The 23871-nt window shown below is 44.6% G+C and carries 22 protein-coding genes; 7 read left to right on the top strand and 15 right to left on the bottom strand.

Going from position 1 to position 23871, the window contains the following annotated elements; genetic code table 11:
• Positions 1–156 precede the first annotated feature (156 nt).
• Both QUB52_RS15330 and QUB52_RS15325 read left to right on the top strand, forming a co-directional pair.
• A complete protein-coding gene (locus QUB52_RS15330) occupies positions 157–573 on the top strand; it encodes a hypothetical protein (RefSeq protein ID WP_265235486.1) in 417 nt (138 codons plus the stop codon).
• A gap of 6 nt (positions 574–579) precedes the next feature.
• Positions 580–1743: a hypothetical protein gene (locus tag QUB52_RS15325; RefSeq protein ID WP_332973586.1), complete on the top strand. Its 1164-nt coding sequence runs from the start codon at positions 580–582 to the stop codon at positions 1741–1743.
• Between the two features lie 130 nt (positions 1744–1873).
• Here the strand turns inward: QUB52_RS15325 and QUB52_RS15320 are convergent, their stop codons facing one another.
• The 4 genes from QUB52_RS15320 to QUB52_RS15305 all read right to left on the bottom strand — a co-directional run bounded on the left by QUB52_RS15320 (position 1874) and on the right by QUB52_RS15305 (position 9367).
• Positions 1874–3751 carry a M24 family metallopeptidase gene (locus QUB52_RS15320; RefSeq protein ID WP_332973585.1) on the bottom strand — a complete coding sequence of 626 codons (1878 nt, stop codon included), beginning with the start codon at positions 3749–3751 and terminating at the stop codon, positions 1874–1876.
• Positions 3752–3754: 3 nt separating this feature from the next.
• Positions 3755–4924, bottom strand: a complete 1170-nt coding sequence (locus QUB52_RS15315; RefSeq protein ID WP_332973584.1) for a pyridoxal phosphate-dependent aminotransferase — start codon at positions 4922–4924, stop codon at positions 3755–3757.
• A gap of 72 nt (positions 4925–4996) precedes the next feature.
• On the bottom strand, positions 4997–8038 hold the full coding sequence (locus QUB52_RS15310) for an SMC family ATPase (protein WP_332973583.1): 3042 nt from the start codon (positions 8036–8038) through the stop codon (positions 4997–4999).
• Between the two features lie 153 nt (positions 8039–8191).
• Entirely contained in the window at positions 8192–9367 is a 1176-nt protein-coding gene (locus QUB52_RS15305; RefSeq protein ID WP_265235481.1) for a metallophosphoesterase family protein, read from the bottom strand.
• On the opposite strand from QUB52_RS15305, the gene QUB52_RS15300 reads away from it, so the two are divergent.
• Positions 9353–9490, top strand: a complete 138-nt coding sequence (locus QUB52_RS15300) for a hypothetical protein (protein ID WP_332973582.1) — start codon at positions 9353–9355, stop codon at positions 9488–9490. The two genes, QUB52_RS15305 and QUB52_RS15300, sit on opposite strands and share 15 nt — an antisense overlap.
• Before the next feature lie 210 nt (positions 9491–9700).
• Here the strand turns inward: QUB52_RS15300 and QUB52_RS15295 are convergent, their stop codons facing one another.
• The 5 genes from QUB52_RS15295 to QUB52_RS15275 all read right to left on the bottom strand — a co-directional run bounded on the left by QUB52_RS15295 (position 9701) and on the right by QUB52_RS15275 (position 12453).
• Complete coding sequence (locus QUB52_RS15295; protein WP_332973580.1) at positions 9701–10042, bottom strand: DUF5615 family PIN-like protein; 342 nt, start codon at positions 10040–10042, stop codon at positions 9701–9703.
• 3 nt (positions 10043–10045) lie between these two features.
• Positions 10046–10372 carry a DUF433 domain-containing protein gene (locus QUB52_RS15290; protein WP_265235479.1) on the bottom strand — a complete coding sequence of 109 codons (327 nt, stop codon included), beginning with the start codon at positions 10370–10372 and terminating at the stop codon, positions 10046–10048.
• Positions 10373–10545: 173 nt separating this feature from the next.
• Positions 10546–10899, bottom strand: coding sequence for a DUF5615 family PIN-like protein (locus tag QUB52_RS15285; RefSeq protein ID WP_265235478.1), 354 nt, complete (start codon positions 10897–10899; stop codon positions 10546–10548).
• Positions 10900–10902: 3 nt separating this feature from the next.
• Entirely contained in the window at positions 10903–11229 is a 327-nt protein-coding gene (locus tag QUB52_RS15280) for a DUF433 domain-containing protein (protein ID WP_265235477.1), read from the bottom strand.
• Positions 11230–11559: 330 nt separating this feature from the next.
• Positions 11560–12453, bottom strand: coding sequence for an ion channel (locus QUB52_RS15275; RefSeq protein WP_265235476.1), 894 nt, complete (start codon positions 12451–12453; stop codon positions 11560–11562).
• Between the two features lie 112 nt (positions 12454–12565).
• Between QUB52_RS15275 and QUB52_RS15270 the strand changes: the two genes are divergently transcribed.
• Positions 12566–12886: a hypothetical protein gene (locus QUB52_RS15270; RefSeq protein WP_265235475.1), complete on the top strand. Its 321-nt coding sequence runs from the start codon at positions 12566–12568 to the stop codon at positions 12884–12886.
• Between the two features lie 277 nt (positions 12887–13163).
• Positions 13164–14258, top strand: coding sequence for an oxygenase MpaB family protein (locus QUB52_RS15265; protein WP_265235474.1), 1095 nt, complete (start codon positions 13164–13166; stop codon positions 14256–14258).
• A 523-nt stretch (positions 14259–14781) separates the two neighbouring features.
• Here the strand turns inward: QUB52_RS15265 and QUB52_RS15260 are convergent.
• The 4 genes from QUB52_RS15260 to QUB52_RS15245 form a co-directional block, all read right to left on the bottom strand.
• Positions 14782–16107, bottom strand: a complete 1326-nt coding sequence (locus QUB52_RS15260) for a hypothetical protein (protein WP_332973588.1) — start codon at positions 16105–16107, stop codon at positions 14782–14784.
• 532 nt (positions 16108–16639) lie between these two features.
• The gene (locus tag QUB52_RS15255; protein WP_265235472.1) at positions 16640–17161 is read right to left on the bottom strand and encodes a hypothetical protein; all 522 of its coding nucleotides are present in this window, start codon (positions 17159–17161) and stop codon (positions 16640–16642) included.
• 288 nt (positions 17162–17449) lie between these two features.
• Positions 17450–17806 carry a hypothetical protein gene (locus QUB52_RS15250; protein ID WP_265235471.1) on the bottom strand — a complete coding sequence of 119 codons (357 nt, stop codon included), beginning with the start codon at positions 17804–17806 and terminating at the stop codon, positions 17450–17452.
• A gap of 287 nt (positions 17807–18093) precedes the next feature.
• Positions 18094–19194 (bottom strand): saccharopine dehydrogenase family protein, encoded by a 1101-nt coding sequence (locus QUB52_RS15245; protein WP_332966740.1) that lies wholly within the window; start codon positions 19192–19194, stop codon positions 18094–18096.
• A 326-nt stretch (positions 19195–19520) separates the two neighbouring features.
• Between QUB52_RS15245 and QUB52_RS15240 the strand changes: the two genes are divergently transcribed.
• Both QUB52_RS15240 and QUB52_RS15235 read left to right on the top strand, forming a co-directional pair.
• Complete coding sequence (locus tag QUB52_RS15240) at positions 19521–19721, top strand: polymorphic toxin type 34 domain-containing protein (protein WP_332966741.1); 201 nt, start codon at positions 19521–19523, stop codon at positions 19719–19721.
• Between the two features lie 28 nt (positions 19722–19749).
• Complete coding sequence (locus QUB52_RS15235) at positions 19750–20544, top strand: HEAT repeat domain-containing protein (RefSeq protein ID WP_332973577.1); 795 nt, start codon at positions 19750–19752, stop codon at positions 20542–20544.
• 76 nt (positions 20545–20620) lie between these two features.
• On the opposite strand, the gene crtO is transcribed toward QUB52_RS15235, so the two are convergent.
• The gene (crtO, locus tag QUB52_RS15230; protein WP_332973575.1) at positions 20621–22312 is read right to left on the bottom strand and encodes a beta-carotene ketolase CrtO; all 1692 of its coding nucleotides are present in this window, start codon (positions 22310–22312) and stop codon (positions 20621–20623) included.
• Between the two features lie 368 nt (positions 22313–22680).
• Positions 22681–23781, bottom strand: a complete 1101-nt coding sequence (locus QUB52_RS15225) for a tetratricopeptide repeat protein (protein ID WP_265235468.1) — start codon at positions 23779–23781, stop codon at positions 22681–22683.
• Positions 23782–23871: the final 90 nt, after the last annotated feature.

The raw sequence follows: 23871 nt of genomic DNA, 5'->3' as shown, positions 1-23871 counted from the left end.
GTTGGAGAAATCCTGCCTCAGCAAGTCGGCTCTGTGAACAAAGAATCCCCTCGCCTTGATAGCTGGGGAGTGTCAACAAGTTTGATTAAATCTTAGCAACTAAAGTTAGCAAGTTATTCTACACTAACTTTGTCAGCAGTTTACCAGAGTAGTGAAATGTCCCCTTGGGTAAAAGATCCACATTCAGGCGGAGTGAAAATCCCTCCCGCAGTTCAAGAACGGGTGAAGCAGCGTATTCTCGATTATGCTGCTGCTAACTACGCTGGTAAATACACTCGCCTAGGCATTCGCTTTCGCAGTCAGTTTTGTTACATTGATGCCTATACAGAACCTGAGATAGCCCTAGATTTTCCGAGCAAAGAGCTTGGCATATCTCGTGAAGAATATTTAGAACAAAGGCGAAATACCCCCCTTCACCTGTGTCGGCTGCGTTACTTTAGTGATGAAGAAGCTTGGACTCTGGGGTTTTACGCCTATAGCAGTGAAAAATACGAGCCTTGTATGTTCCCAAATGGTAGTTTCTACGGTACGCCTGAAGAAGCCTTTGAGATATCTTCTATGTACTTGGTATAACCCAAAATGAGCGAATATCAATATTACGAATTTCAAAGCGTCGATCGACCTTTGACTCAATCTGAACAAGAAGCAATCAGCAAACTCTCTAGTCGCGCGCAAATCAGCTCTAGTAGAGCTATTTTTCTTTATAACTATGGAGATTTTCCGGGTCAAGAAAAACAAGTATTAATCAAATATTTCGATGCTATGTTTTACATAGCTAATTGGGGATCGTTACAGCTAATGTTTCGTTTTCCCAAAGGTTTGATTGATATGGAACTGATGCAAAAATATTGCGTTGAAGATATAGTTGAAGTTTCGGAAATTAATGATTTTGTCATTTTAGAAATTTCTATTAATGAGGAAGAAGGTTTTGATGGGTGGATAGAGGGAGAAGGAAATTTATCCTCTTTGATAGGTTTGCGCCAGGAAATTTTGCAGGGAGATTATCGTTTACTTTATTTGGCTTGGCTGAAAGGGATTACCTATCTTGATGAACTCGACGGCGAAGATGAAGATGAGCGAGATGATGATGATTCAAATGATGATTCAAATGATGATCAAGAAGGACTAGAGCCACCTGTTCCTCCTAATTTCGGTAAGTTATCTTCATCGTTACAGGCTTTTATCGATCTTTTTGAAGTGGATGAGCATCTACTCAAAGCTGCAATCAGTGCGAGTGTTACTAAACCTTCAATTCCCGAAACTAGCATCACAGAAGCTATCAAAAAACTTGATCGTTCTGAAGTCGATACTTTTTTGCTGCGGTTACTCAAAGGAGAATCTAATCTCTCTATTGAATTGCGTAACAAATTATCAGCAATGATAGAAGTTAAGCAAGAACAAAATCCCGGTAAACGAACAATTCGTCAGCTTTTAGCAAGCGCAGAAAAGGAAGAAAAACAGGAAGAAGAAAGAAGAGGAAAGGAAGCTAAAGCTGCACGAATTAAAGAGTTAGAAGCTTTGGCTAAGCGAGAAACGGCTGCTTGGGAAGATATAGAGGCTCTTATTCAAAAAGGAACTTCTAGCTCTTATGATGAAGTAGTGCTTTTACTTTTAAAACTCCAAGATTTAGCGGAGTATCAAAACCAAACAGTTAAATTTTTCACACTGGTTCAACAACTGCATAATAAATATAGCAGTCGCTCTGCATTGAAAAGACGTTTGGTGAAGGTGGATTTAGTATAATCGAATATGCTGGGGTTAGCGGTTTGTATAGCCCGGAGATCCCCTAAATCCCCCTTAAAAAGGGGGACTTTGATGCAGCTTTTGTCCCTCCCTTTTTAAGGGTGCTAGGAGGGCTCTGGCTTAACTGAACCTATTGAATTTTACCTAACACAGCGCAGGCTTTTTTTAACCAGGTGATTGTTGCTGCATCAAGTACGGGTTCCAGTTTCTTGACTACCGAAGCATGATAGTTATTCAACCATTGTAATTGAGTCTTTGACAGCCGATCGCCATTAATCAATTTCCTTTCAAAGGGAATATACGTCAGCGGTTCAAATCCGTACCAAACCGAACCGTTTTTTGAGGGCATTTCCCTGACAACATAGAGATTTTCGAGACGAATTCCGCCCCATCCCGGTTCGTAATATCCCGGTTCGATGCTTGTCACCATTCCCGATTCGAGGGGATATTGGACAGATTTGCTGATGCCGTTGGGCCCTTCGTGAACGGCTAAAAATACGCCGACTCCGTGCCCAGTGCCGTGTCCGTAGTCTAGCTGTTGTTGCCATAATACCGCACGGGCGATCGCATCTAACTGCGAGCCCGTTGTACCTTTAGGAAATTGCTGCGCTGCACAGTTGATGTGCGCGATTAAGACTGTGGTGTAATGTTCGATTTGCAGCGCCGTCGGTTCCCCGACAATCATGGTTCTGGTGTCGTCCGTTGTGCCTGCTAAATACTGTGATCCTGAGTCTAGCAGCAGCAATTCTCCGGGTTTTAACGTGATTTCAGGGCTGGGAGTGCCGTAATGTACGATCGAGCTATTTGATCCAGCACCTGCGATCGTTCTAAAAGATAAACTCTGAAAATCAGTTTCTTGCTGATAAAAACCTTCGACAGTTTCTTTAACATCAAACTCTGTCAATACATTACCATTTTCAACCTGCTCTGTCAACCACATTAAAGTCAGAGTTTTCGCTCGACTTGCCTTAAAATTAGCCGATTTCATCTGCTCGATTTCCACCGGATTCTTCCGAGCTTTCATCCCTTCTATAGGATTCGGCTCAAAAACTATTTCGATGTTATTTTTAGCTTTTTGCTGGTCTAAAATTAACTGGTACGTGCCTGCTGTGCTGTGTTTCGAGTCCAATAGCACCCGAATTTTTTTCGGCAAACTGACACAAGATACTAAAGTTGACGGATAGTCTGTGTAGGGAAGCAAAGTTATATCTGCCGATATTTCTTGCTTGATTTCTAGTGAAACTCGTTCAGGATTGGTAAACAAAAACGCTGCATCTGTGGTGACAATCGCATAGGATATAAAAATTGGAATGTTGGGAATATCCGAGCCTCGGAGATTGAACAGCCACGCTATTTGATTCAGGTTACTAATCGGCAGCACGTCGATGTTAGCTTTTGCCATCGCTTCCCTGACTCTGGCTAATTTTTGGGCTGCCGTTTCTCCAGTCAGGGTTGCAGGTAAGCTAAATATGGGAGATTCGTCAATCGCGGGTAAAGTCTCTACTGTTTCTCGAACTTTGTCTGCTAAATTCTCCCGGATTGATACTAGCTCAATTCCAGCAGTTGCAAATTTATTCACCCATTTTTGATATTGCTCTGTTGATACAGTAAACGGATCAAAACCAAATCTAATTTTAGTTGATTTTGGTGCAGATTCTGCCAATTTTTCTAAAGTTTCAATTAAACTTAAATTTTCTTCTAAGCCAAGTTTAGATATTTGAATAATTCCCGTATCGACTTGTAACTCCGCTTGTTCGTAATAGCGAGAATCCACAAATAACCAAGCAGAATCTTGGCCAACCAACAAATCTCCGGCGGAACCGGTAAAACCTGAAATCCAAGCTCGTCTTTGCTTAGCTGCTGGGACTGATAAATTAAAATGTTCGTCAACCGCTGGGATGAAATAGCAATCTAAGTCATTTTTTGCCATCATGACTCGCAAATTGGCAAGTTTAGCTAAGATTGAATCTTGATTATTTTGAATAGCTTTGAAGTTACTTGTAATCATATTTTATGCTCCTAAAATTGTCTTCAAACCTTTAACCAACCTACTAATTCCAGCCGCCGCTGTTTCAGTTTCCATAGCACCGTAAGCAACCCGCAAATAGCAGCCACTATCCATCCCGAAGGTTGTACCGGGAAGCACTGCTACGCGATATTCGCGAATTAATTTTTCTACTAATTCCATTGTATCGAGCTGTGTGTCAATTTTCAAGAAAAAGTAGAAAGCTCCACAGGCCGGGGAAATTGTACACAGATTTTGGATTGTATTGAGTTCGTTTAATACGAGTTGTCGCACAGATGCGATCGCCCTTACATAATTATCGCAGTAACCTCTACCAACTTGCAAGGCTCCCAGGGCTGCATATTGAGAAATTACCGGCGGACAAATTAAGATGGTATCTTGAATTTTCCTCACTGAAACCAGCAAATGTTCTGGGATTACCATATACCCGATGCGCCAACTCGCAAAACCGTAGGCTTTAGAAAGGCTAAACAGGGAAATTGTATGTTCGTTGCTATGGGGAAAAGCTGCGGGGGAACAGTGTTTAACGCCGTTATAGGTAAAATATTCGTAGGCTTCATCGCTGATGTGATAGATATTGTGTTGGCGGCAAATTTCGTTAACTTCCCGGAGTGCTTCGGCGGAATAAACTACACCAGTTGGGTTATTGGGTGAAATTGTGACGATGGCGCGAGTTTTATCGGTAATTGCTTGTTTGATTGCAGGGATATTAAGTTGATAATTAGCGTCAGTTTCTACTATCACTGGGCGGCAATTTGCCATGACTGCTGCCATTTCGTGGTTGAAATAATAAGGTGATTGGATGATAACTTCGTCTCCCGCTGAGGTGATGGCAAGAATGGCGTTGGTAAATCCCATATTGCTGCCTGCGGTGACAACAATGCAGTTTTTATTGTTAATTTCTATGCCGTTATCTGTTTGGAGTTTGGCTGCGATTGCATCTTGTAATTGGGGAATTCCTTCGACGGCTTTGTATTTATGATTGTCGGGATTTGCGAAGAATTCGGGGATTTTGTTAAAGGATTCTTGGGGCGGATTGTAGTAAACTACGCCTTGTCCTAATGATATTGTTCCCGGATTTTGCCGGATTAGTTCGCCTACTACTGGGATGATTGGTGATTGTACCAATTGCATTCGAGTTAGGTGATTTTTCATAGAATTTAACTGTATTTTTAGGATAAAATTTGTTTGTAATCAGATAAGACGCGGTTTCAACCGCCCTGTCTTCTAAACTCTTTCAACTTCTATTCTAGAGCCTTGCGGTGACTTAAACACTTTAACTTGTGCGGGCAATCTTTCGCCCAATCCTTGAACGTGAGTAATCACTCCAATCAGCCTTTCTCGCTGCCGCAAAGATTCTAAAATCTGAGTAACGCTTTCGAGAGTTTCTGCATCTAATGTGCCAAATCCTTCATCGAGAAACAAGCTACCCAATTGAGCTCCTTGAGACAGTTTTTCTGATAAAGCTAAAGCCATTGATAGGGAAGTTGCAAAGGTTTCGCCGCCGGAAAGGGTGCGGACTCGTCTAGCTTCGCCACCATTCCAATTATCTGCTACCCAGTATTCGCCATCTTGGTTTCTCAACTTGTAGCGATTGTCGGTTAATTCTTGCAAAATTAAGGTGGCGCTGCCGACTAATTCTGCTTCTAAATGTTCTAAGATGTAGGATTGAAATTCGTTTGATTTCAGATTCTGCGCTAAGGTATGATAAGTTTGCTCTTGTTCTGCGAAGTTTGTGATTTGCTGTGACAGTCTTTCGGCTTGTTCGAGGGTTTGGGCGGCTACTTGAATCCACGCTAAAAGTTCGGCGCGGTTGTTGTTGGCTTGTTTGAAGTTTTCTTGGGCGGTGTGTTTTGCCGATCGCACTTGTGTTAAAGTATCTTCATCAGTAGTCCTGCCTGCGATCGCCTCACTCAAATCCTTCGCCCGCGTCTCCAACTGAATTTTTGACTCGCGCATAGAGCGAATCGCATTTTCCCACTGCAATTGTTCGCTAACGGGCGCCACCGCTGCTAAAAATGTCTCTTCTGTAAAATCAACCGCTGTTAATTTTGCTAACCAATCCTGGTTTAACTGCTGTTTACTGGCTTGCGCCTGTGCAAAAACTTCTCCAGCTTGTTGCTCTCTTTCTGCTGCTTGAATAGCAGTATTTTGAGCAGTTTGATAAGATTTTTCCGCAACTTTTAGCAGATTTGCCAACTCTTGCTTCTCTTCTGCCAAGGCTTGTGCTAAATTAGCATAAGATTGATATTCGGTAATTTGATAAAGCGCGTTGACACAACTTTGCAACTGCTGCTGTCTGCGGTCAAATTCGGCGATCGCATCTTGATATTCTTGCTGTTTAGCAGCTTTTGTAGTCCCTGCAAAATTTAATCTTTCTTCGTAATTATTATACTCCAAGGATGCAATTTGAAATTGCTGCTCGGTTTCTCGGTATTGGCGATCGCTCTCTTTAAGGATTGCCAACTCCTGCTGCAACTGCGACACTTCCCATTCTTGCTCCTCCAGAATCTTCGAGATTTGCTGCTGCAATTCGCCAACTCTGTTCGCCGTCAATTCCAATATTTTAGCAATTTCTGACTGTTTTTGCTCGCAGGATGAAACTGCGCTTTTCCCCTCAGCCACCGCCATTTGAGCAGATTGAAAAACCTGATTTGCTGCCGCCAGTTTCCGGCGCAAACCAGCGACATCTACAATCTTAGAAATCGGTAAAGGAGGGAGCAAATCGCTCTCAGGATGCACCCCCCCACACACCGGGCAAGTATCGCCAGAATTCAACGACATTCTGACAGCAGCAACAGTCTCTAAACGCGCCGCTTCCGCATTAGCAGTTTCCGCCGCTTCTAACTCACCACCGCACTCTTTGAGCCGGATTTCTGCCGCTGCTAAATTAGTGGCAACTTCGACATAATTATGTTGAGCGCTTTCTTTTTCTACCAGAGACTTACCCAACATTTCCTGCTGACTTTTTCCCTGCTTGGCAATAAGCTGAACTTCCACCAATAAAGGTGCAATTTCCTGCAACTGCTCTAAACGCTTTCCTCCCGGCGAATACTGTTCGAGCAGTACCGCTGCTCTAGTAACTCGAAAACCCGCACTCTGAATTTTAGTGTTAGTAGCTTGCAATTCTTTATCTGCTGCTTGGAAAAAGCGGAGTTTTTCCTGTTGTATTTTTTGGGCGATTGCAACTTCTTTTTCTAATTGAGCGCGCTGTTCTTCATATACTTTAGCAGCAGCCAGAGCATTTTCGCGAGCCTTAAATTGTGGTGCTAGTGCCTCTGCTTTGGCTTTAGCCTCGTCAAGTTGCTGTTGTTCTGCCGCCAACTCGCAGCGAGCTTTAATTAATTGTTCCCGCGCTGATTGAGCGGCTTTTTCGGCAGTTTCATGCTGACTGCGAGCCGATCGCACTAAAGCCCAATCTCCCTGTAAATGATTGGCAGCTTGCGCTCTTTCCAAACGCCGTGCTAAAATTTCAATGTCGGCGGAACTCGCATTTAACTCAGCCAATTTTTGTTGCAACTCTTGCCAACGAGCGATTTGTGAAAATAGCTGTTCCTCTTCGTCTAACGCCTTCTGAGCTTTCATCACGGCGCGCTCGAACTCAGGTAACTGCTGCTCTAAAATTCCAAGTTGCGATCGCTTTAGATCTACCTCATCCACCGTCGGCGCGGTCAAATCAGCCAACTGCCTTTCCACCATTTCCCGTTCCTGTTTCAGCAACTTTGCGAGCTCATTTGCTTCCTTCCGCATCTGCTCAAAAATCTCAAATCCGGCTAGCTGCCGCAAAATTTCCCGGCGCTTAGAAGTATCCCCTTTAATAAACTCATCAAACTTTCCTTGAGGCAGAATAATTGCTCGCGTAAAAGTATCAAAATCCATCCCCAAAATCTGTTCGATCGTATTTTGAACAGCAACAATACTCGTTCCCAAAGTTTCCCACTCGCCGTTTTGCCAGAAGTCCAAAATCACCTTATTTTCAGGAGTTTTTGGACGAAAACGCCATGTCCGCGTCACCCGATACTGGGCAGAACCCACAGCAAAACGCAACTGCACCTTTAAATTTTTACTACCTTGACTTGCCAAATCACCTACTTGCTTGCCGCTGCGAGTTGTCATCCCAAAAAGTGCGTAAGTCATCGCATCTAGCAGCGAAGATTTGCCCGCACCTGTAGCACCAGTAATTGCAAACAAATCGAGTTGAGAAAAATCTAAACGCTGTTCCCGGCGGAAGCTGGTAAATCCTTCGAGTAAAAGTTCTAGGGGACGCATACTGATTTTAGATTTGAGATTTGGGAATTTTTACAATTATGTTGTTTCGAGTGCTATGGCACTTATCAAGTCCGTTCGGGAAATCACGAGCAATGGCAAAGAATTACCAATTACCAATTACCCATTACCAATGACCAATGACCAATGACCAATTTAACTATTAACTGTTTCCTTAAACTTCTTATACAAATCCTGAAATCCCTCCAATACAGCGGGTTGCGGAGTCGTTCCCAAGCGGTTTTGATAATAGTTGCAGAACTCTGCCGCCGGATCGAAATTATTGGGATCGATATTAGTGTTCTCTGTGGCTTCTAGCAGTGCATCCCGATAGCGCGGCTCAATTAACAGCGCTTGAGAACAGATTTGGCGGACGCGATCGGCTAATCCGATTTGCGGGCTATCCAGTTCGACAATTACCTTCAAGTAACCCGGATGATATTGATGAGCTTCTAAAATTTGATCGAGATTGTCATTATCACATTGAAGCACTTTTAACGGCTTGTGGCAAGCCACAGGTCTAAATTCTACCTTAGCCTGACTTCCAGGCTCAACTTCGATCAAGCAAAATCCTTTTTCCTGTTCCGCTTCTCCGAAATCTAACTGAATCAAAGAACCGGAATAATAAGCTGGGGAATTCTTACCAATGCGCTGGTGAATGTGGATGTGTCCGAGGGCGACATACTGAGCTTCCGGCGGCAGAGTTTGCGATGACAGCAGGTATTTTTCTCGCGTGTAATAAGCGACTTCGGATTTAGCCAAGCGAGCGCCGTCTATGCTCATGTGTGCCATCAGCATATTCACCGTATTGTCGCGAAAATCTGTGGTTAAATTTTGCAGTAAATCTGCTACAATTTCGCGGTAATCTTGGCGGCGGTTAGCGTCGCCGGAGTGCCAGAGAGAATTAGCATCTAACAGTCTTTGTTCGGAAGCAAAAGGCATTGCTCCCACGCACAGTTTACCACTTTTTGTATTGAGAGTAATCGTGCCACCGTCTGCCGATCGCCTGGGTTTACCTAAAGCGCGAACGCCGGCGAGGGAGAGCAATTGGGCGATGCTGTCGATGCGGGATGCTGAATCGTGATTACCGGCGATCGCAATTGCGGGAATTCCGGCAGCTTGGAGTTCGCAGAAAAAGTGATAGGCAATGCGTTCAGCGTAGGCTGGAGGGTTGGGAACGTCAAAAATGTCTCCGGCAACCAACACAGCATCGACATCTAGCTCTTTGGCTTGTTTCAAAATCTGTTCCAGGGCGATCGCAATTTCGGAAGTGCGATCGATCCCTCGAAAACGTCGTCCCAAATGCCAGTCAGCAGTATGAATTATTCGCATAGTAAGAAGGAAGAAGGAAGAAGGAAGTTCGGCAGCGGATTTTGTAACGGATGTAACGGATGGATGGAAGAAGTTCGATGGAAGTCGGAAGAAGTTCGATGGAAGTCGGAAGAAGAGATATAGAGCAAGCCTTTTAGCGAGCCGTATTTTACGTTTAATAAAGTGAATTTACTTATAAGTGTATAAGTGCATTCCATATTAGATGTATTCTATAGCAATCCGATCTGAGTCTCAAAGGATAACGACCCCTTGTCTTGCTAGACTCCATATCTAGCAATAATTTCAGATTTTCTCGATCTAGAAAATCAATTAGGATTGCTATATAACTTACAATCATTCCGACGGACGGTTAACTCGAATCAGCATACCTCTCAAAGTTTCGAGATTAGAAATAGCCTCATTAATCCGCGCAGCCAGTCGCTCCCTATTTGAATCATCTTTACAAACAATGATACCAGCATGGTCGGGTTGTAATGTATGCAGCTTGATAAAATGACGGCGATTGAGCGTTAAAATAGCGCGATTAATACTCAATGCAAAAGCTAATACTTCTTCATCAGGAATTTTTTGATTAGCATTTCCTGCTTCCTGTACTGTCAGGACATCGTGACCTAAAGTCCTTAGAAATTCCACAACTCGCTTTGGATATTGTTCATCTGCATAAAAAAATGCCACTTTTCAATCATCCTCATTTTCTTGAATTGCTGTTTCAATCTCGTCAGGATATGCCTCAGCATAAGCCCAAGCATTCGCCAAGTCAGCGGCACGCAGAGTCGGATAATCTTCTAACAGTTCAGATTCCGAAATACCTAAACGGCGAGCATTCACCAGCACCCAAACAGGAATCCGCGTTTGTCTGATGCAAGCATCGCCACCACATACGCCAGGAGTCTTTAGAATTCCAGACCAAAAGTTGGTTAAACTTTGGGCTAAAAATTGTATAGCTTGAGTCTTTTCCTCTGGACTTAACGCCAGGAGCTGTGGTTGCAATTCTTTCAGTGTCATATTCGTAATTAGTGAGGAAAATCTACGTTTTGTCACCATCAAACTATTCTAGCACTTGCTACCCCAAATTTAATTCAACATATTTAACGGTCAATCGTAGGGTGCGGCGCACCAAAGCGGAGAACAGAATTAATTATTCGCATAGTATAAGTGAATTTTAGACTCGATGTATTCTATGACTTATCTTCAACCGATGGGCGGTTAACTCGAATCAGCATACCTCTCAAAGTTTCCAGATTAGCAATAGCCTCATCAATCCGCGCCGCCAGCCGCTCCCAATTTTGATCGTTCGTGCATACAATAATCCCATTATGGTCAGAACTCAACTTGTGCAGTCGAATAAAATCGGGTCTGTTAAGTGTCACAACTGCACGATTCGTGCTAACAGCAAAAGCTAGAACTTCATCATCAGGTATCTTTTGATTTGCCTTCCCCGCTTCTTGAACAGTCAGGACATCATGCCCCAAATTGCGGAGAATTTTTACAACCGGAAATGGGTATTGTTCGTCTGCATAAATACGCACCACAGTTTATGCCTCTTCTTGTTCTAGAATAGCTCGATCGATCTCATCTACGTGTGCCTCTGCATAAGCAAAAGCATTTACCAAATCGGCCGCACTCAGATCGGGATGACCTTCTAAAATATGAGCATCGCTAGCACCTTGACGGCGATAACTTATCAACAGCCAAACAGGAATCCGCGTTTGTCTGATACAAGCTTCGCCGCCCATTACGCCAGGATTCTTTTGAATTCCTGACCAAAAATTGGTTAAACTTTGGGCTAAAAATTGTATCGCTTGAGTCTTTTCCTCTGGACTTAAAGCCAGGAGTTGCGGTTGTAATTCTTTTAGTGTCATATTCGTTATTCGTACTAAGTGGTAAAAAAAAATATGTTTTGTCACGATCAAACTATTCTAGCATTTTCTATCTAGATTTTTTCAACATATTAGACCTCTTGCAAAAATAGGCAGGAACGGGCAAGATGCCCGTTCTAAAAAAATATGTTTTTTCTGTGCAACGGGCATCTTGCCAGTTCCAAAAATTGATTAAAAAACTTTTTAAAGATATATATTGAAATGCAAATTGTCTGGCTTGCATTTCCAAATATAGAGCTATATAATTCATAATTTTTATTAAAACAATATAAAAACGTGCCACTTTTAAAATAACAATCTAAATCAACACATTCATTCAACAGGCTTTACATCGTGAAACCGAGTATAATCTACCACCCGCCCACCATCCGGCATTCTCAGAATAATATCTACAAACCGCATATTCCAGACAATTTCAGCAGCTACAAAAGAATGCCGCGCGTGAATAGTTTGCGAAACAGTGTCGTCAATTCCCGTTAGCGTAATCACAATTTCTGCTTGCTGCTCAATCAAATCTATCGCAGTAAGTTGGTACAAAGGACTATTCTCATCAATTGCGTGCATAACCGTCCAAGTTAATGCAAAAATAGGAGATTGACTCCGCATTAATTGCAAATCGTAAAAACGCCGCATATATTCTCCTTCCGGTGTTACCTCGTCGCGGATCAAAGTAGCTCTTTGCTGCGCTTCTAAAATTTGATTGAAGCGCTGATTTCCCGTGCGATACATGAGAGTAGGAACGCCATTAAAAGGAGCGATTACAGCTACGCGGCTGAAGATAACTCTAGCTGTTGGTCGGGAAAATCGCGAAAAAGCTAGTCCCGTCACCATTGCCACTCCCCACAAAGCATAAAACGCTTCGATCGCGACTATAGTATTAGCGTAATCCGTGCGCGGATACATGGCACCGTAGCCGATTGTTGCCATTGTTTGCACGCTGAAATAAAAGGCATCTTTGAAAGAACCGGGCCGTGCGTTAGCAATGCAATCTCCTCCCGCCAAGTAAGCTAAGGCAAATAAAGAATTCGTGAGTACATACGAGAGACAAATCAGAATGAAAAATTGCGGCCAAGAAAGAGTTAGCAGCCTGTGGTAGAGGTCGGCAAAATGCAGGCGAGGTACTCCCAACTTGACAATATTTAAGGTGAATTGTCCTTGTCGGCTGACTAAACGAGGCAGTGGCGGGCGGTTGCGGTGAATTTTCATTGCGATTTGTAACTGCGGCTGTGTCAAATTGTAACTATTACTTGGAGCCGGAAAACTTATCCTTTAGACTGATGTCTAATTCCAAAAATTAAGATAAAAGCGGAGTTTAGAAATGGTTGAGCTTAACTGGCATGACTATCTCGTTATAGTTTCTTTTGTGGCTTCTATTGCGGGTCTAGTCCTGCTGGGTGATAATCGCAACTCGCAGCCAACTGACGATCGCACTTTGAGCGAAGAAATCCTGATCAAGATGAGCTTTACTTACTGGATAGTGTACTGTATTTCTGTTTTTGGGCTGAAACTTCACTTACCAGAGGATAGCTGGTTGTTGCTCAGTTTGAAGCTAACTACTGTTCTTTCTTACTTGTTGACTGCTTCTAGCATCCTCAGCCTGCCGCTGCAACGCATGGCTGTTCGACAAATTGAAGATTAACAAAAGGTTTTTGTAGTGAGGACTTCAGTTCTTTCGAGCGCGGTGAAGAAGCACTAAGGTGATTTCTAAGAAAGAATTTACCGATTAGGAGGACGAACAGCAGTTCTCCCCTACGATGGAATGATGTTCTGTGGTAATTTTCATTCTGGAAATCACCTTAGTAACTTGTTCTTGTCCAATACTTATAAATTTTCCCGCCCACTTAACTTATTTCTCAAAAAAACTACGGAGTTAAAGACCCATGTTATCAAGCCGATGGACCCGCAACACTCTAGACTTGTATCGTGAAATCGGCGATCCGCCAGCCGATTCCGTCATTGAAAAAATCTTTGGGCTCAATCAGGTGGACGCTGTAAATAAACTTCTAAAAGACATTCAAAAGAACGATGATCTGGTGGCAGTCGAAATGCCTGACGAGCTTGAAGATTTCCTCAATACCACAGATGACTGGCCTTCATGGGCGGATCGGGAGCAGATCCGACTCGGACAGCAACTGTTTTCGCGTTATGGTATGCAAATGACGATGGCGTTGTTTTGCTGGTCGTTGCCTTCATGCTACTCCGGCGCCAAGGGAGCGCAGGTACTGAGTTTCACGCACCGGATCACCAAAAGGATACATCAACGCCTCATGGAAACCGCGCAGTTTCTCCTCGATGTTATGGCCGAGGGTGGGTTGGAGCCAAATGGTCGTGGGGTACGCACGGCTCAAAAGATCCGTCTGCTGCACACCACAATTCGCTACCACATGAGGCAATATCCCCGCTGGCGTGCTGAGTACGGTGTTCCCATCAACCAGGAAGACTTGGTTTGTACGATGCTATCCTTTGCACTGTTGCCCCAAGTCTTGACCAAGCTGGGATTGGACTTTACCACGGAGGAAGAAGCCGCGTTCTTTCACTGTTGGCGTGTCATTGGCAGCATAATGGGAATTCAGGAGGACCTGCTACCGGGCAATGTCGAGGATGGCAAAGCATTGTGGGATGCGATACTAGCCCATCATATAGCTCCGTCAGATGCCGGGCGAGAACTTACTGCTGCGCTGGTTGATTATATGAAGGAGCGCGTTCCCGGCAAGATGTTCGATGGTATCGTTCCCGTGCTCATCCGCGAGTTCTGCGACGAACGCGTGGTTGAAGCGGTTGGTATCGAACGCGCCGATTGGACTCGGCACTTTTTACGTCCACTGCGCTGGATTTTAGGAGTCAACGACGAGATGCAGGATCGCTCGAAGCTGGCGGCAGGGCTCAGCGGCGCATTCTCACGCAGGCTGATTGAGGGACTGCATTACCTCGAGCGGGAAGGACAAAAGACGGAATTCACGATTCCCAAGAGCTTGCAGGATAACTGGGGGCTGAACCTCCGTGAGAGATAGGTGATTTCCAGAATAAAAATTACCACACACCATCATTCCATCGTAGGGAAGAACTGCTGTTCGTCCTCCTAATCGGTAAATTCTTTGGCGTTGCTTAATCAGGGTATGAAACAAATAATTTTAAAATCCAGAAGCTTTGTGGACGCTGGTTTTTATGAATTGCATATTTAGCCTTTCATACCGTAAATCAGCAACGCCAATTCTGTCTTAGAAATCACCTAAAGTCCTGCCTGCAAAGCTATTTAAGTTATATTACCGGGCAATAAGCTCACAGCTAGCTGTGAGCTTGTTTAATGGTTTATTATCTGAGGGATGCAGATTAACGCGCCCAAAATGGCTAGGGTCGATCGCACTCGTAATTGAAATTACCATTCTGTTCCCGCCTTCCTTTGGCTGCGAAAATCTCAATCAATATCCGTTGGCGAAGCGGACTCGTTAGCGCATAGTATGAGGTGGAGTTGGTGAGCAGCCTACACTGTATGCGATAGCAGAGCGTGTAGGAGTATGTCACGAACTTAGTTTGTCAAGATTTAAAGCCTTTAGAGGTTTTCTTTTTATCCTGCGGTTTGGACTTTGACTTGTTGACTTCGCCTAAAGCTTCCTGAAATAAGTTGTGCAGGTGCAGGGGAACACTGGCAATTTCGGGGAGTTCGGGTTCTAAGGGTTTTTTGAATTCTTGCAGCAGGGCGTCTAAATCGCGATCGATCTGAAAGTCTGTGCGTTCCAATACAGTTTGCAGGATTTGTTGTAATTTGGCTGGATTAACCTGAGCTAACCGCCGCCAAATCCAGGTATTAATTGCCGGATCTTCTAGATAGTTGCGAACCAGCTTTTCGTAACCGGGAATGGTGGAAAAGTCTTCGGCTGTCAGCATTTCCGTAAATTGAGCGTAGGTAGACAAAAAGCTTTGCCCCCAGCGCGGATGAGAAAGTGCTGTCACCTTTTCGGCTTTCTTGAAGCGATCGGGCAATTCGACTTTCGGCACTACCATTTTTGAACTAGCATTGCTGTCGAGCATTACCTCAACTGCTTTAGTATCGGCGCCTGCTGCTGCGATGGCGGCTGCTTTGATTTCTTCTGGATCGACTCCGGCATCTTCAACGAGATCCGCCAGAGATTTCGTTTCATCAACACCAATATCAGCTAGGCGTTTTTTAATGATTACTTCCTGAAATTCTGCCAACTGTTTATTCAGGTGATATCCCGATAACGTCACTTCATCGCTGCCAAAAAATTCGGTAAAATCGTCGTGATACTGTTCTACCGATTTCCAAGCTTGCTCTAACAGTTCCGGGGCGTCGCTGTACAGGTTATTTTTGTAATTTTGCTTGAAATTGCCGATCGCAACTGCCAACTTTGGCTTGCCCAATTTCCCCATCGGAATTGGAGGCCCAGAGAGTATCCACCAGTCATCGGTGAGAGGCGCAATCCGAGCCCGCAAGATTTCTCCTAACTTAAAGCGAGACATTTCTTGCAGAAAATTAGCGCTGTTAGGCTTAACAGTATAGTGCTTCGCCGTCAGCCAGTTTGTCACCTCGAAGCTGTCAGGGGAAATTTGAGTGATTTCAAATAAACCGGTGAAGCTTTTTTTGCCCCAACTTTTTAGCAAACTGATCTCGCCCTCGGTTAAATCTGGCTGACTTTCGACAAAAAGGTCGATCGGCATTTTGTCTCCGACTTTACCTTCAACTGTAAAACTGTCAATCACTTGATTTTGCTGAGCAATATCGTAGCGCTCGCCAACCGCTTTAGTTGCTGCAAAAGCTTCTAAAGCTACCGCCAACTCTCCCTCAGCATCCAGCACAAAGTCAATTAAATTTTGCTTGAGTGTCCAAGCTCTTTCCAACATTGCATCCACAAGTTATACCGATTTTGAATGAAAGGATTTAGATTAACAATTATCGGACTTGATGCAACCGATGCTTTCGGGTTCTGGCTGCGATTGCTAACGCGGATTGCGAACAATCACAGAAATATAGCCTTTCTTAGAAAGATCAGGTACGCTTCCGGGATATGGCATCGGGCATCGGGCATCGGGCATCGGGCATACCTCACCACGCTTGAGAACCGCTATATGCGATCGATGCCTGAGTCCTGAATTAGTTTAATTTTAAGGCTAATAGTCAACAAAAAATGCCAATCTCAAACTTTTTTGTTAATAAGTTTTTTGGCGATTCAAGCCGCCAAACCAGCCCTGGCAAAATCTTGCTTCCTAAAAACAATGATTTCCACTCAGTTAAAAATACCCCTCTCAGATGTAGAGAGAGGTAAAAAATCCCCAAGATAGGACGTACGGTTGAAACCGCGTCTAGACAAACGAAGTCCGCGGAGGCGGTGTAAAGAAAATAACGCGGTTTCAACCGCCCGGTCTTCTGACGGTGTTAGCGGCCGTCTTTGTCAATGTCGCCAGGAACAGCGCGTTCCACCCGATCCCAAGCGTCGCGCGTGGCGTGCTTGGCTTTTTCCCACTGTACGTTCGACTTACCGCGATTTGTTTCGTAGTCGCGCTGCAAATCGTCTTCGAGTTCGTTGAAGCTCTTACCAGTACCGTTATAGCGGCTGTAGCCCTCATAACCGGTGCGGTATGCAGGCTGATAGTCGTCGTAAGTTGCGCTCGTATCCGCGTAAGGACGGGAGCTGTAGTTGTTTTGCCAGTAAGCATCTTCTACCGTGGGGTCGATCGCCTCTGCGACACCTTTACCCGCCAAACCACCGCTAAACGCGCCCACAACAGCGCCCACAACTGCTCCCACAGGTCCGCCGATCGCACCGCCGATCGCAGCACCAGCAGCACCCGCACTCGCAGCACCGATACCAGTTCCCACTGGATGAGCCCCTTTTTCCCCGGACAGCGGGTCAATGTTAGCATCAGGTTGCTTCACCGTTTTTGTGTCATCGTTCATGATATTTTTTCCTTTTATCTAACTGCAAGTCTGCTTAAATTTATCTTTTTAGTTGCTACTTATTCATCTTCCTTAGGGATGAATCTGCTAGCTTTAAAAACCAGGAAAGGGGAAGGATAAAACTGTCTTGGACGAAAAAAATTAGTGGTTTAACACGCAATCAAACGACGTAAGGTGCGCCCAGCGCACCCTACATAATAAGATTCAAGTGAGTTCCAATCTCTGCTCAACTGTGTCCTCAGCGAAGCTGAATATTTCGCAACTTGAGTTAGATAGAAAATTTCTAATTTATTCCTTGCCCGTAACCTTTTCGATCAGATTTTCAGCTTTTTGAACAATGCTTTCTTGCGGGTGTTCTGCCTTGTATTCCTTTAAACTTTCATCGTAAACCTTCTCGACCTTGGCAGGATTTTGAGCGGTGTTGACGATATCTTCGTAAGCTGCTTGGGGATTGAGATCCTCAAAACTTTCTGCGGGGTCAGTAATTTTAGCTTCCGGCTGCGCCTGACTGGTGTATTGACCTGCTGCATGAGCAGCCTGATTTGGTACTGCCACTATACCGGCCAGAGCAATGAAAGCCAGCATACAGACTAGCAAAATGCTTTGACTCAATGTTTGTCCCAGAGCTTTTAAAACCCGCTTCATATCAACGTCTCCTCGTATTTGGTCGCAAAAATTATCGTGTTTGTTGTCCCTTGCGGGCGATCGCGCATCAAGAACCTTGGTTGAACCGCAATTTTTGTCGCAGCTACCCTATCGCGATCGAGCGAACAGGGATATTTATCGTGCTACGAATTATAATAAGCCTCTAATTGCTATACAGACTTCTACCTGAAGATAGATTAGTAGTAGGGTGCGTCAACAGAGCGTTATTTTTTCCGGGAATCGAGTATCTATGAGCTGACGCACCCTACAGAATCGCACTGCTTTCATTACACCCATTCTTGATTAATCTTGAGGTGGCGACTCTGCATAGCTCGTTCAAATAGCTCCGTAGAAAGAGCTTGCTCTACCGACCAAACCCCCGGCTTTGTCAATTTGCCTTCTAAAATTAATTGAGCGATGCTGCCAGTACCGATGCCCGTAGCTGCGGCAGCATTTGAGTGTACCGCTGTCGATCGAACTTTAGCGGGTTTACCGTTTTTTAGGCCGGTTACTTGCGATCGCACAGCCACGCCCACACCGCTAAAATTATTGCTAACAGCAGTCATCCCGTAGCTGACATAGGACAAAAACTCAATCACAGACGGATTTTTCAGCCAGCTATCGGGCCAGTATTTGGCAACAAACCAAGTCAAGTGATTGTAAAGGTCGGGAAAAGTGCCGAATTTGGTAACAACTGTTTTCACTGGGAAAGTTTCGGGCAAAGTAATTGCTTCCGGCATATCGAACCAGTAAACGCCAGTTTTGCCGTAGGGTTGGGGAAATTCTATCGTTTCGCGATCGGTGTATGGCTTGATCTGCTGCATTTGGCCATCAATCAAAACCTCAAAAGGAGTTTGCAAACCTAAAAAAGTAGTCCGCATCACCGTCACACCAGCACCGCCCGAACCGCCGACAACGTAACTCAAATGGATGTGTTCTGCTGTATCTAATTGCTCGACATCTCGGCGCACCATGCTATTAGAAATTCCAGGGAAAATTCCCGTATTGATAATCGCAGTAATTCCAGCATTTTTAGCTGTTTCGCGCAATTCTAAAGCTCTGCGAGTAAAACTGCGGCTGTCGCTGACATCGGTATAATTAGCACCAGCCTCGATGCAAGTTTTCAATACGCTAGCGTCTCGGTAGTGAAATGGCCCGGCACAGTGCACGACGAGGTTAGAGGATGAAACAGCTTGCTGCAAAGCTGCACTATCTGCTAAATCTAAAGCTAAATAGCGCGATCGATCCGGCGGCAACTCTGGTGGAAGAGAGCCATTAGGGTCGCGTCCGGTAATAGTAATTTCTGCGTCGGTGTGGGTAACAAGGTCTTGAGCAACGCTGTTGCCAATTCGTCCCCGCCCGCCGACAATCAAAACTCGGTTTGTCATCGCTAAAAAATAGGGTAACGCTAATATAAGTTTCTCTATTTTCAGGCATAAATTCCATCTGCACAAAGGATGAATTTGTAAGAAATTAGGAGAATGTGGCGCTCGACCTCAGCGATTATTCCCTGCCGCCAGTCGAACAAATCCTGAGATTTCTGATGTTGATGGTTCAACAAGGTTAGCGCAGTGAGTTTTCAAAGAGTAGGAACTTGCCCGTTATGTTACAATGGAAATTAGTCTATCATACTAGGTTAGAGGATTTATTGAGGGGCGATCGGCATTTTCCTTAATATTATTTTCAATATTTAAAAATATGGCACAACAGAAACATGACTTCGGAAGGTAACGTCGCGGATACGGGTATTTTAAAAGAAGCTCAGCAACTTATGCAAGATGGGTCAGCAGCATCAATAGGTGAAGCGCTGAAAATACTTATGAAAAATGCTGAGTGTAATGATGACACTGTAAAGATTCATAAAATAAAAGCAACTCAAAAAGCTAAGAAAAAGCGTCGCAGTCGTCACAGATAAAAAGATTAAATTACAGCAGGTAATAATTATGAATAAGCAAAGTATTGAACTGCTTTTGGATGATTGCAATTCAGACCAACCGAATCGGCAAACCGGGGCAATTCTGGATCTGGTTGATGCAGAAGTTTATGAGGCTGCACCGAAAATAGTGAGGTTGCTGAAGTCACCAGATGCAGTTATTCGATTCACCGCAGCAGAAGCATTGGGTTATCTCGGTTCAGAGGAAGTAGAAACAGTTGGCCCTGCATTAATGAACTTGCTGGACGATCCAGAAGACATTGTGAGGTCTGAAGTAGTTGAGGCGCTGGGTGAACTTGATTATATTCCTGCGATCGCACCAATAGAGCATATCTTAAGAAATGACCCTTCGGCACTGGTTCGCGCATCAGCAGCAGAAACTCTGGGGTATTTAGGAGAACCTAAATCAATCAAAATTCTCGATATTTCACTGCTCGATCCTAATGAAGATGAAGCTGTTAGATGTTATGCTGCTAATGCTATTGGAATTTTAGGTACGTCGCAGCTATTGCCCAAACTGGAAAAGTATCTAAACTCTGAACTTCCTTTATCAGTAAAAGCTGAATTGCTGGGTGCAAGGTACTGGTTGGGTGCGAAAGAAGATATGGCTAAATTAGTTGATTTGTTGGATCGGGCTGATGAAGATTTTGCTCAGCATATTTTGACTATTTTAACAGATTTGAAGGAACGTGAACCAACGCCAAATCTTGCCAAAGATGCCCCTGAGTTAGGTAAAATATTGAGTGCGATCGCCCTTCGTTTTCCCTTGATGCGGTATCAAGCTGAATCAATACTAAAAGACTGAATAAATTAACGCAGATGAACGCAGATTAATTATATCTGCGTTCATCTGCATTCATCTGCGGTTAAAAATCTTACTTCTAATTACCCCGAAATACCGACTTAGCCGTCGATTTCAGAGAATTAGCCACATCCGCCAAAGTTTGCGCGATCGGCTGCTGCGAGTGCATAAACACGCGAGCCGTATTGCGTCCGGGCATCCCCGAAATCGAGCCGCCTGGGTGCGTGCCCGCACCGGTGAGGAACAAACCGTCGATCGGCGTTTTGTAATTGGCCAACTCCGGTAAAGGACGGAAAAATATCATCTGATCCAGCGTCATGTCAACGTGGTAATAATTCCCCTTCAGCGCCCCCAAACGCTCTCCCAATTCGGCCGGACTTTCCACCCGGCGGCCGATAATTGAATTCTTGATATTCGGCGCGTATTCTGCTAATTTGTCAATGCAGCGATCGGCAACTTTGTTTTTCAGCTCGTCCGTCCAACCTGTACCGTGCTGGCCGGTTCCCTCAGCATTTTCGATCTGGTAAGGAGCAAAAAATTCAATCCAAGCCGTATGGTGTCCGGGAGGAGCCATTGACGGGTCTCTTACCGTCGGAAACACGACATACATCGACGGATCGGAATCGGGGATTTTGCCGATCGCAGGTTCGGTGTGGGCAATTTCAACGTGTTTCACCGAATCAGCAATTAAAACAGAACCCATTAAATATTCATCGCGATGGTTCCAGCGATCGAACTTAGGCATTTCATTGAGAGCTAAATCTATTTTCAGAATTGTCTCGTTGTTATTAACAATTTTGCGCTCCAATCTTTCCCGCAAATTCGGGTCAGCAGCATCAACATCGCTGTCATCCATTAAATGCAGAAACAAACGCTTCGCATCAATATTAGAAATGATGCCTTTGGTAGCTCGATATTCTGTGCCGCCTGCAACTCGAACACCGACAGCGCGGCCGTTATCAACTAATATTTTCTCAACGTGCTGGTCGGTAAGTATAACACCCGCATAGGTTTTGACTAAATTGACCAGCGCTTGCACCAATGCACCAGTTCCCCCGCGAGGCCTCGCCATGCCGGGATTGTGGCGCATTGCCATCATAATTGCACCGATCGCAATGGTTTTTTGCGAAGGAGGCGCGCCCAATTCTGAAGCGAGTCTCGCTAAGGGTGCTTTCAGAAATTCCTCATCAAACCACTCGTTGAGAATGTCTTCAGCGCTGGTAATCATCGTGCGAATAAAGTCCAGCGTTTTGTCGGGGGAACCGATGACTGAAAATAAGTCTTTGAGTTTACCAATATCGTAGTTACCGGCAATATCTATAATAGATTTTGGCGGCGCGTTGAACATCGGCATCATTGCACTTAAAGCGCGCTGCCAAAAGTCTGTATATTCGGCATATTTTTTAGCGTCGCGCTCATTGTAGCGGGCAATTTCTGCACAAGTTTTTTCGACGGAAGTGTGCGCCAAGAAATATTTGCCGTCTGGATGCGGACAAAAAACGACTGGATCGCAGTAAAGATATTCTAAGCCGTATTTTTCCAGTTCTAATTCTTCTACGACTGGCCCTAAATGGATAAATTCGTGGTCGATCGCGCACAAATTGAATTTAAAATCGGGTAATTCGGGAATCGCTGCTTCTGTAGTCGCCGCGCCGCCGGGAACCGAACGTTTTTCTAACAACAAAACGGTATATCCGGCTTTGAGGAGATAAGACGCACAGACAAGCCCGTTGTGACCTGCTCCTATGATAATCACGTCATACGTTTGCATAGATGAAGCTCTGGGATAGGATGTTTTGCTCATTTTACAAATGTTAACAACTTTGCGGGATCTATCAATAGAAATAGATTCATCTGAAGAGATTAGTTTGAGCATCTTACAAAAGATGGAGTTCTTACCAAGTGTTGCTGTGCGATCGTCCTTATTTTCTCTTGAATTTACCGAGCGATAGTTACTACAAATTCGCCCCAGCATTATATCACAATAAAGCTGTTAGATATTTTTTTAACTGGCGTAATTGAGAGAGGGAAGTTCGGCAACGGATTTTTTAACGGATGTAATTGATGACCAATTCTCCATTAGCTATTCCCCGTTACTAATTCGCCATTGCCGATTCCCAATTAGTACAATGAGAAATATTACTTCAGTTCATTAAGTGCCGCCTCGGCTTTTTGTGCACCATCATTGTTGCCTTGCTGGCGGTAAGTGTCGAGGGCTTGTTGGAAAGCTTGAATTGCTTCGGATGTGCGATCGCGCGCTTTGAATGCTTTACCCATATTATAATAAGCTTCTGCCCGGTCTGGATCGAGTTGGATCACTCGCCTAAAAGTGATAATCGCTCCTAAAAAATCTTGTTTTTCTAGTTGAATTTCTCCGATCGCAGCGTGGGCTGCCACTAAATTCGGGCGCACGTCAATCGCTCGCTTATAAGCTACCAGTGCTCCGTCTAAGTCGTTTTGAACCCGGAGAAGTTCGCCAATTTCTAACTGCACTTCGGGGTTCCGTGGCTCTAATTTGGCAGCTTCTTCAAACGCTGCTACCCCTTCGGAAGTGTTGCCACTGCGCAGCAAAGCACTACCTAATTTTAACTGGACGCTGGCTTGTTTGGGAGCGAGTTTAGCTGCTTGTTCGAGCACGGTGACAGCACTGGCAAAGTTTCCCTGCTGGATCAATACTAAACCCATTGAAGAATAAGCTTGCCAACTTTTCGGATCGAGGGCGATCGCCTCTTGGTATGCTTTAAATGCACCGACGTAATCTTTTTGCTGAAACAGTACCACTCCGAGACCAATGCGGGCATTGACATTTTTGCGATCGAGCGCAGCGGCCTGACGGTAAGCGGAGGCTGCTGCGGGATAGTTTTGCAGATTCGCCATAGCATATCCTAATGCGTATTGGAAGTCAGCATTTTTGGGCTCCAGACCGATCGCCTGTTGGTAAAATTCTACTGAGGCCTGATAGTTGCCCTGACGTGCTTCTAAATAGGCAATACCGGAAAAAATGCGCGGGTTTTCGGCATCTAAACGGGCTGCTTGCTGATAAATGGCGATCGCCTGACTGTAATCTCCTGAATTTACCAACTCCCGCCCTTGTCGCAGCAGAGCATCTAAATTTGGATTATTTTGAGCTTTAACTTGAACTGGTGTTTCTGCTGAGAGCGCTATCTGCGGGGCTGCGACAGCGAATCCTGCTATCAACAGCGTACTGAATACCAAGAGACTTTGTTTGTACACGGCCATTTGTTTCAAAGAGTGTGTGGAATAAAAGAGCGGATTGCTGTCAAGTTGCGATCGCTGAAAGCTTAGGGTTTACCAGGAATCTTTGAGCAG

The organism is Microcoleus sp. A6-C6 (assembly GCF_036705955.1).
In the GTDB taxonomy this organism is placed as follows: domain Bacteria; phylum Cyanobacteriota; class Cyanobacteriia; order Cyanobacteriales; family Microcoleaceae; genus Microcoleus.
Note: the sequence above shows the minus strand (reverse complement) of the source record. Positions and strands in the feature narration are given on the sequence as shown.

Coding starts and splice junctions, on each gene's coding strand:
- QUB52_RS15330 (WP_265235486.1), top strand. CDS start 157: ATGTCCCCTTGGGTAAAAGATCCACATTCAGGCGGAGTGAAAATCCCT.
- QUB52_RS15325 (WP_332973586.1), top strand. CDS start 580: ATGAGCGAATATCAATATTACGAATTTCAAAGCGTCGATCGACCTTTG.
- QUB52_RS15320 (WP_332973585.1), bottom strand. CDS start 3,751: ATGATTACAAGTAACTTCAAAGCTATTCAAAATAATCAAGATTCAATC.
- QUB52_RS15315 (WP_332973584.1), bottom strand. CDS start 4,924: ATGAAAAATCACCTAACTCGAATGCAATTGGTACAATCACCAATCATC.
- QUB52_RS15310 (WP_332973583.1), bottom strand. CDS start 8,038: ATGCGTCCCCTAGAACTTTTACTCGAAGGATTTACCAGCTTCCGCCGG.
- QUB52_RS15300 (WP_332973582.1), top strand. CDS start 9,353: ATGAATTATTCGCATAGTAAGAAGGAAGAAGGAAGAAGGAAGTTCGGC.
- QUB52_RS15305 (WP_265235481.1), bottom strand. CDS start 9,367: ATGCGAATAATTCATACTGCTGACTGGCATTTGGGACGACGTTTTCGA.
- QUB52_RS15290 (WP_265235479.1), bottom strand. CDS start 10,372: ATGACACTGAAAGAATTGCAACCACAGCTCCTGGCGTTAAGTCCAGAG.
- QUB52_RS15280 (WP_265235477.1), bottom strand. CDS start 11,229: ATGACACTAAAAGAATTACAACCGCAACTCCTGGCTTTAAGTCCAGAG.
- QUB52_RS15275 (WP_265235476.1), bottom strand. CDS start 12,453: ATGAAAATTCACCGCAACCGCCCGCCACTGCCTCGTTTAGTCAGCCGA.
- QUB52_RS15270 (WP_265235475.1), top strand. CDS start 12,566: ATGGTTGAGCTTAACTGGCATGACTATCTCGTTATAGTTTCTTTTGTG.
- QUB52_RS15260 (WP_332973588.1), bottom strand. CDS start 16,107: ATGTTGGAAAGAGCTTGGACACTCAAGCAAAATTTAATTGACTTTGTG.
- QUB52_RS15255 (WP_265235472.1), bottom strand. CDS start 17,161: ATGAACGATGACACAAAAACGGTGAAGCAACCTGATGCTAACATTGAC.
- QUB52_RS15250 (WP_265235471.1), bottom strand. CDS start 17,806: ATGAAGCGGGTTTTAAAAGCTCTGGGACAAACATTGAGTCAAAGCATT.
- QUB52_RS15245 (WP_332966740.1), bottom strand. CDS start 19,194: ATGACAAACCGAGTTTTGATTGTCGGCGGGCGGGGACGAATTGGCAAC.
- QUB52_RS15240 (WP_332966741.1), top strand. CDS start 19,521: ATGACTTCGGAAGGTAACGTCGCGGATACGGGTATTTTAAAAGAAGCT.
- QUB52_RS15235 (WP_332973577.1), top strand. CDS start 19,750: ATGAATAAGCAAAGTATTGAACTGCTTTTGGATGATTGCAATTCAGAC.
- crtO (WP_332973575.1), bottom strand. CDS start 22,312: ATGCAAACGTATGACGTGATTATCATAGGAGCAGGTCACAACGGGCTT.
- QUB52_RS15225 (WP_265235468.1), bottom strand. CDS start 23,781: ATGGCCGTGTACAAACAAAGTCTCTTGGTATTCAGTACGCTGTTGATA.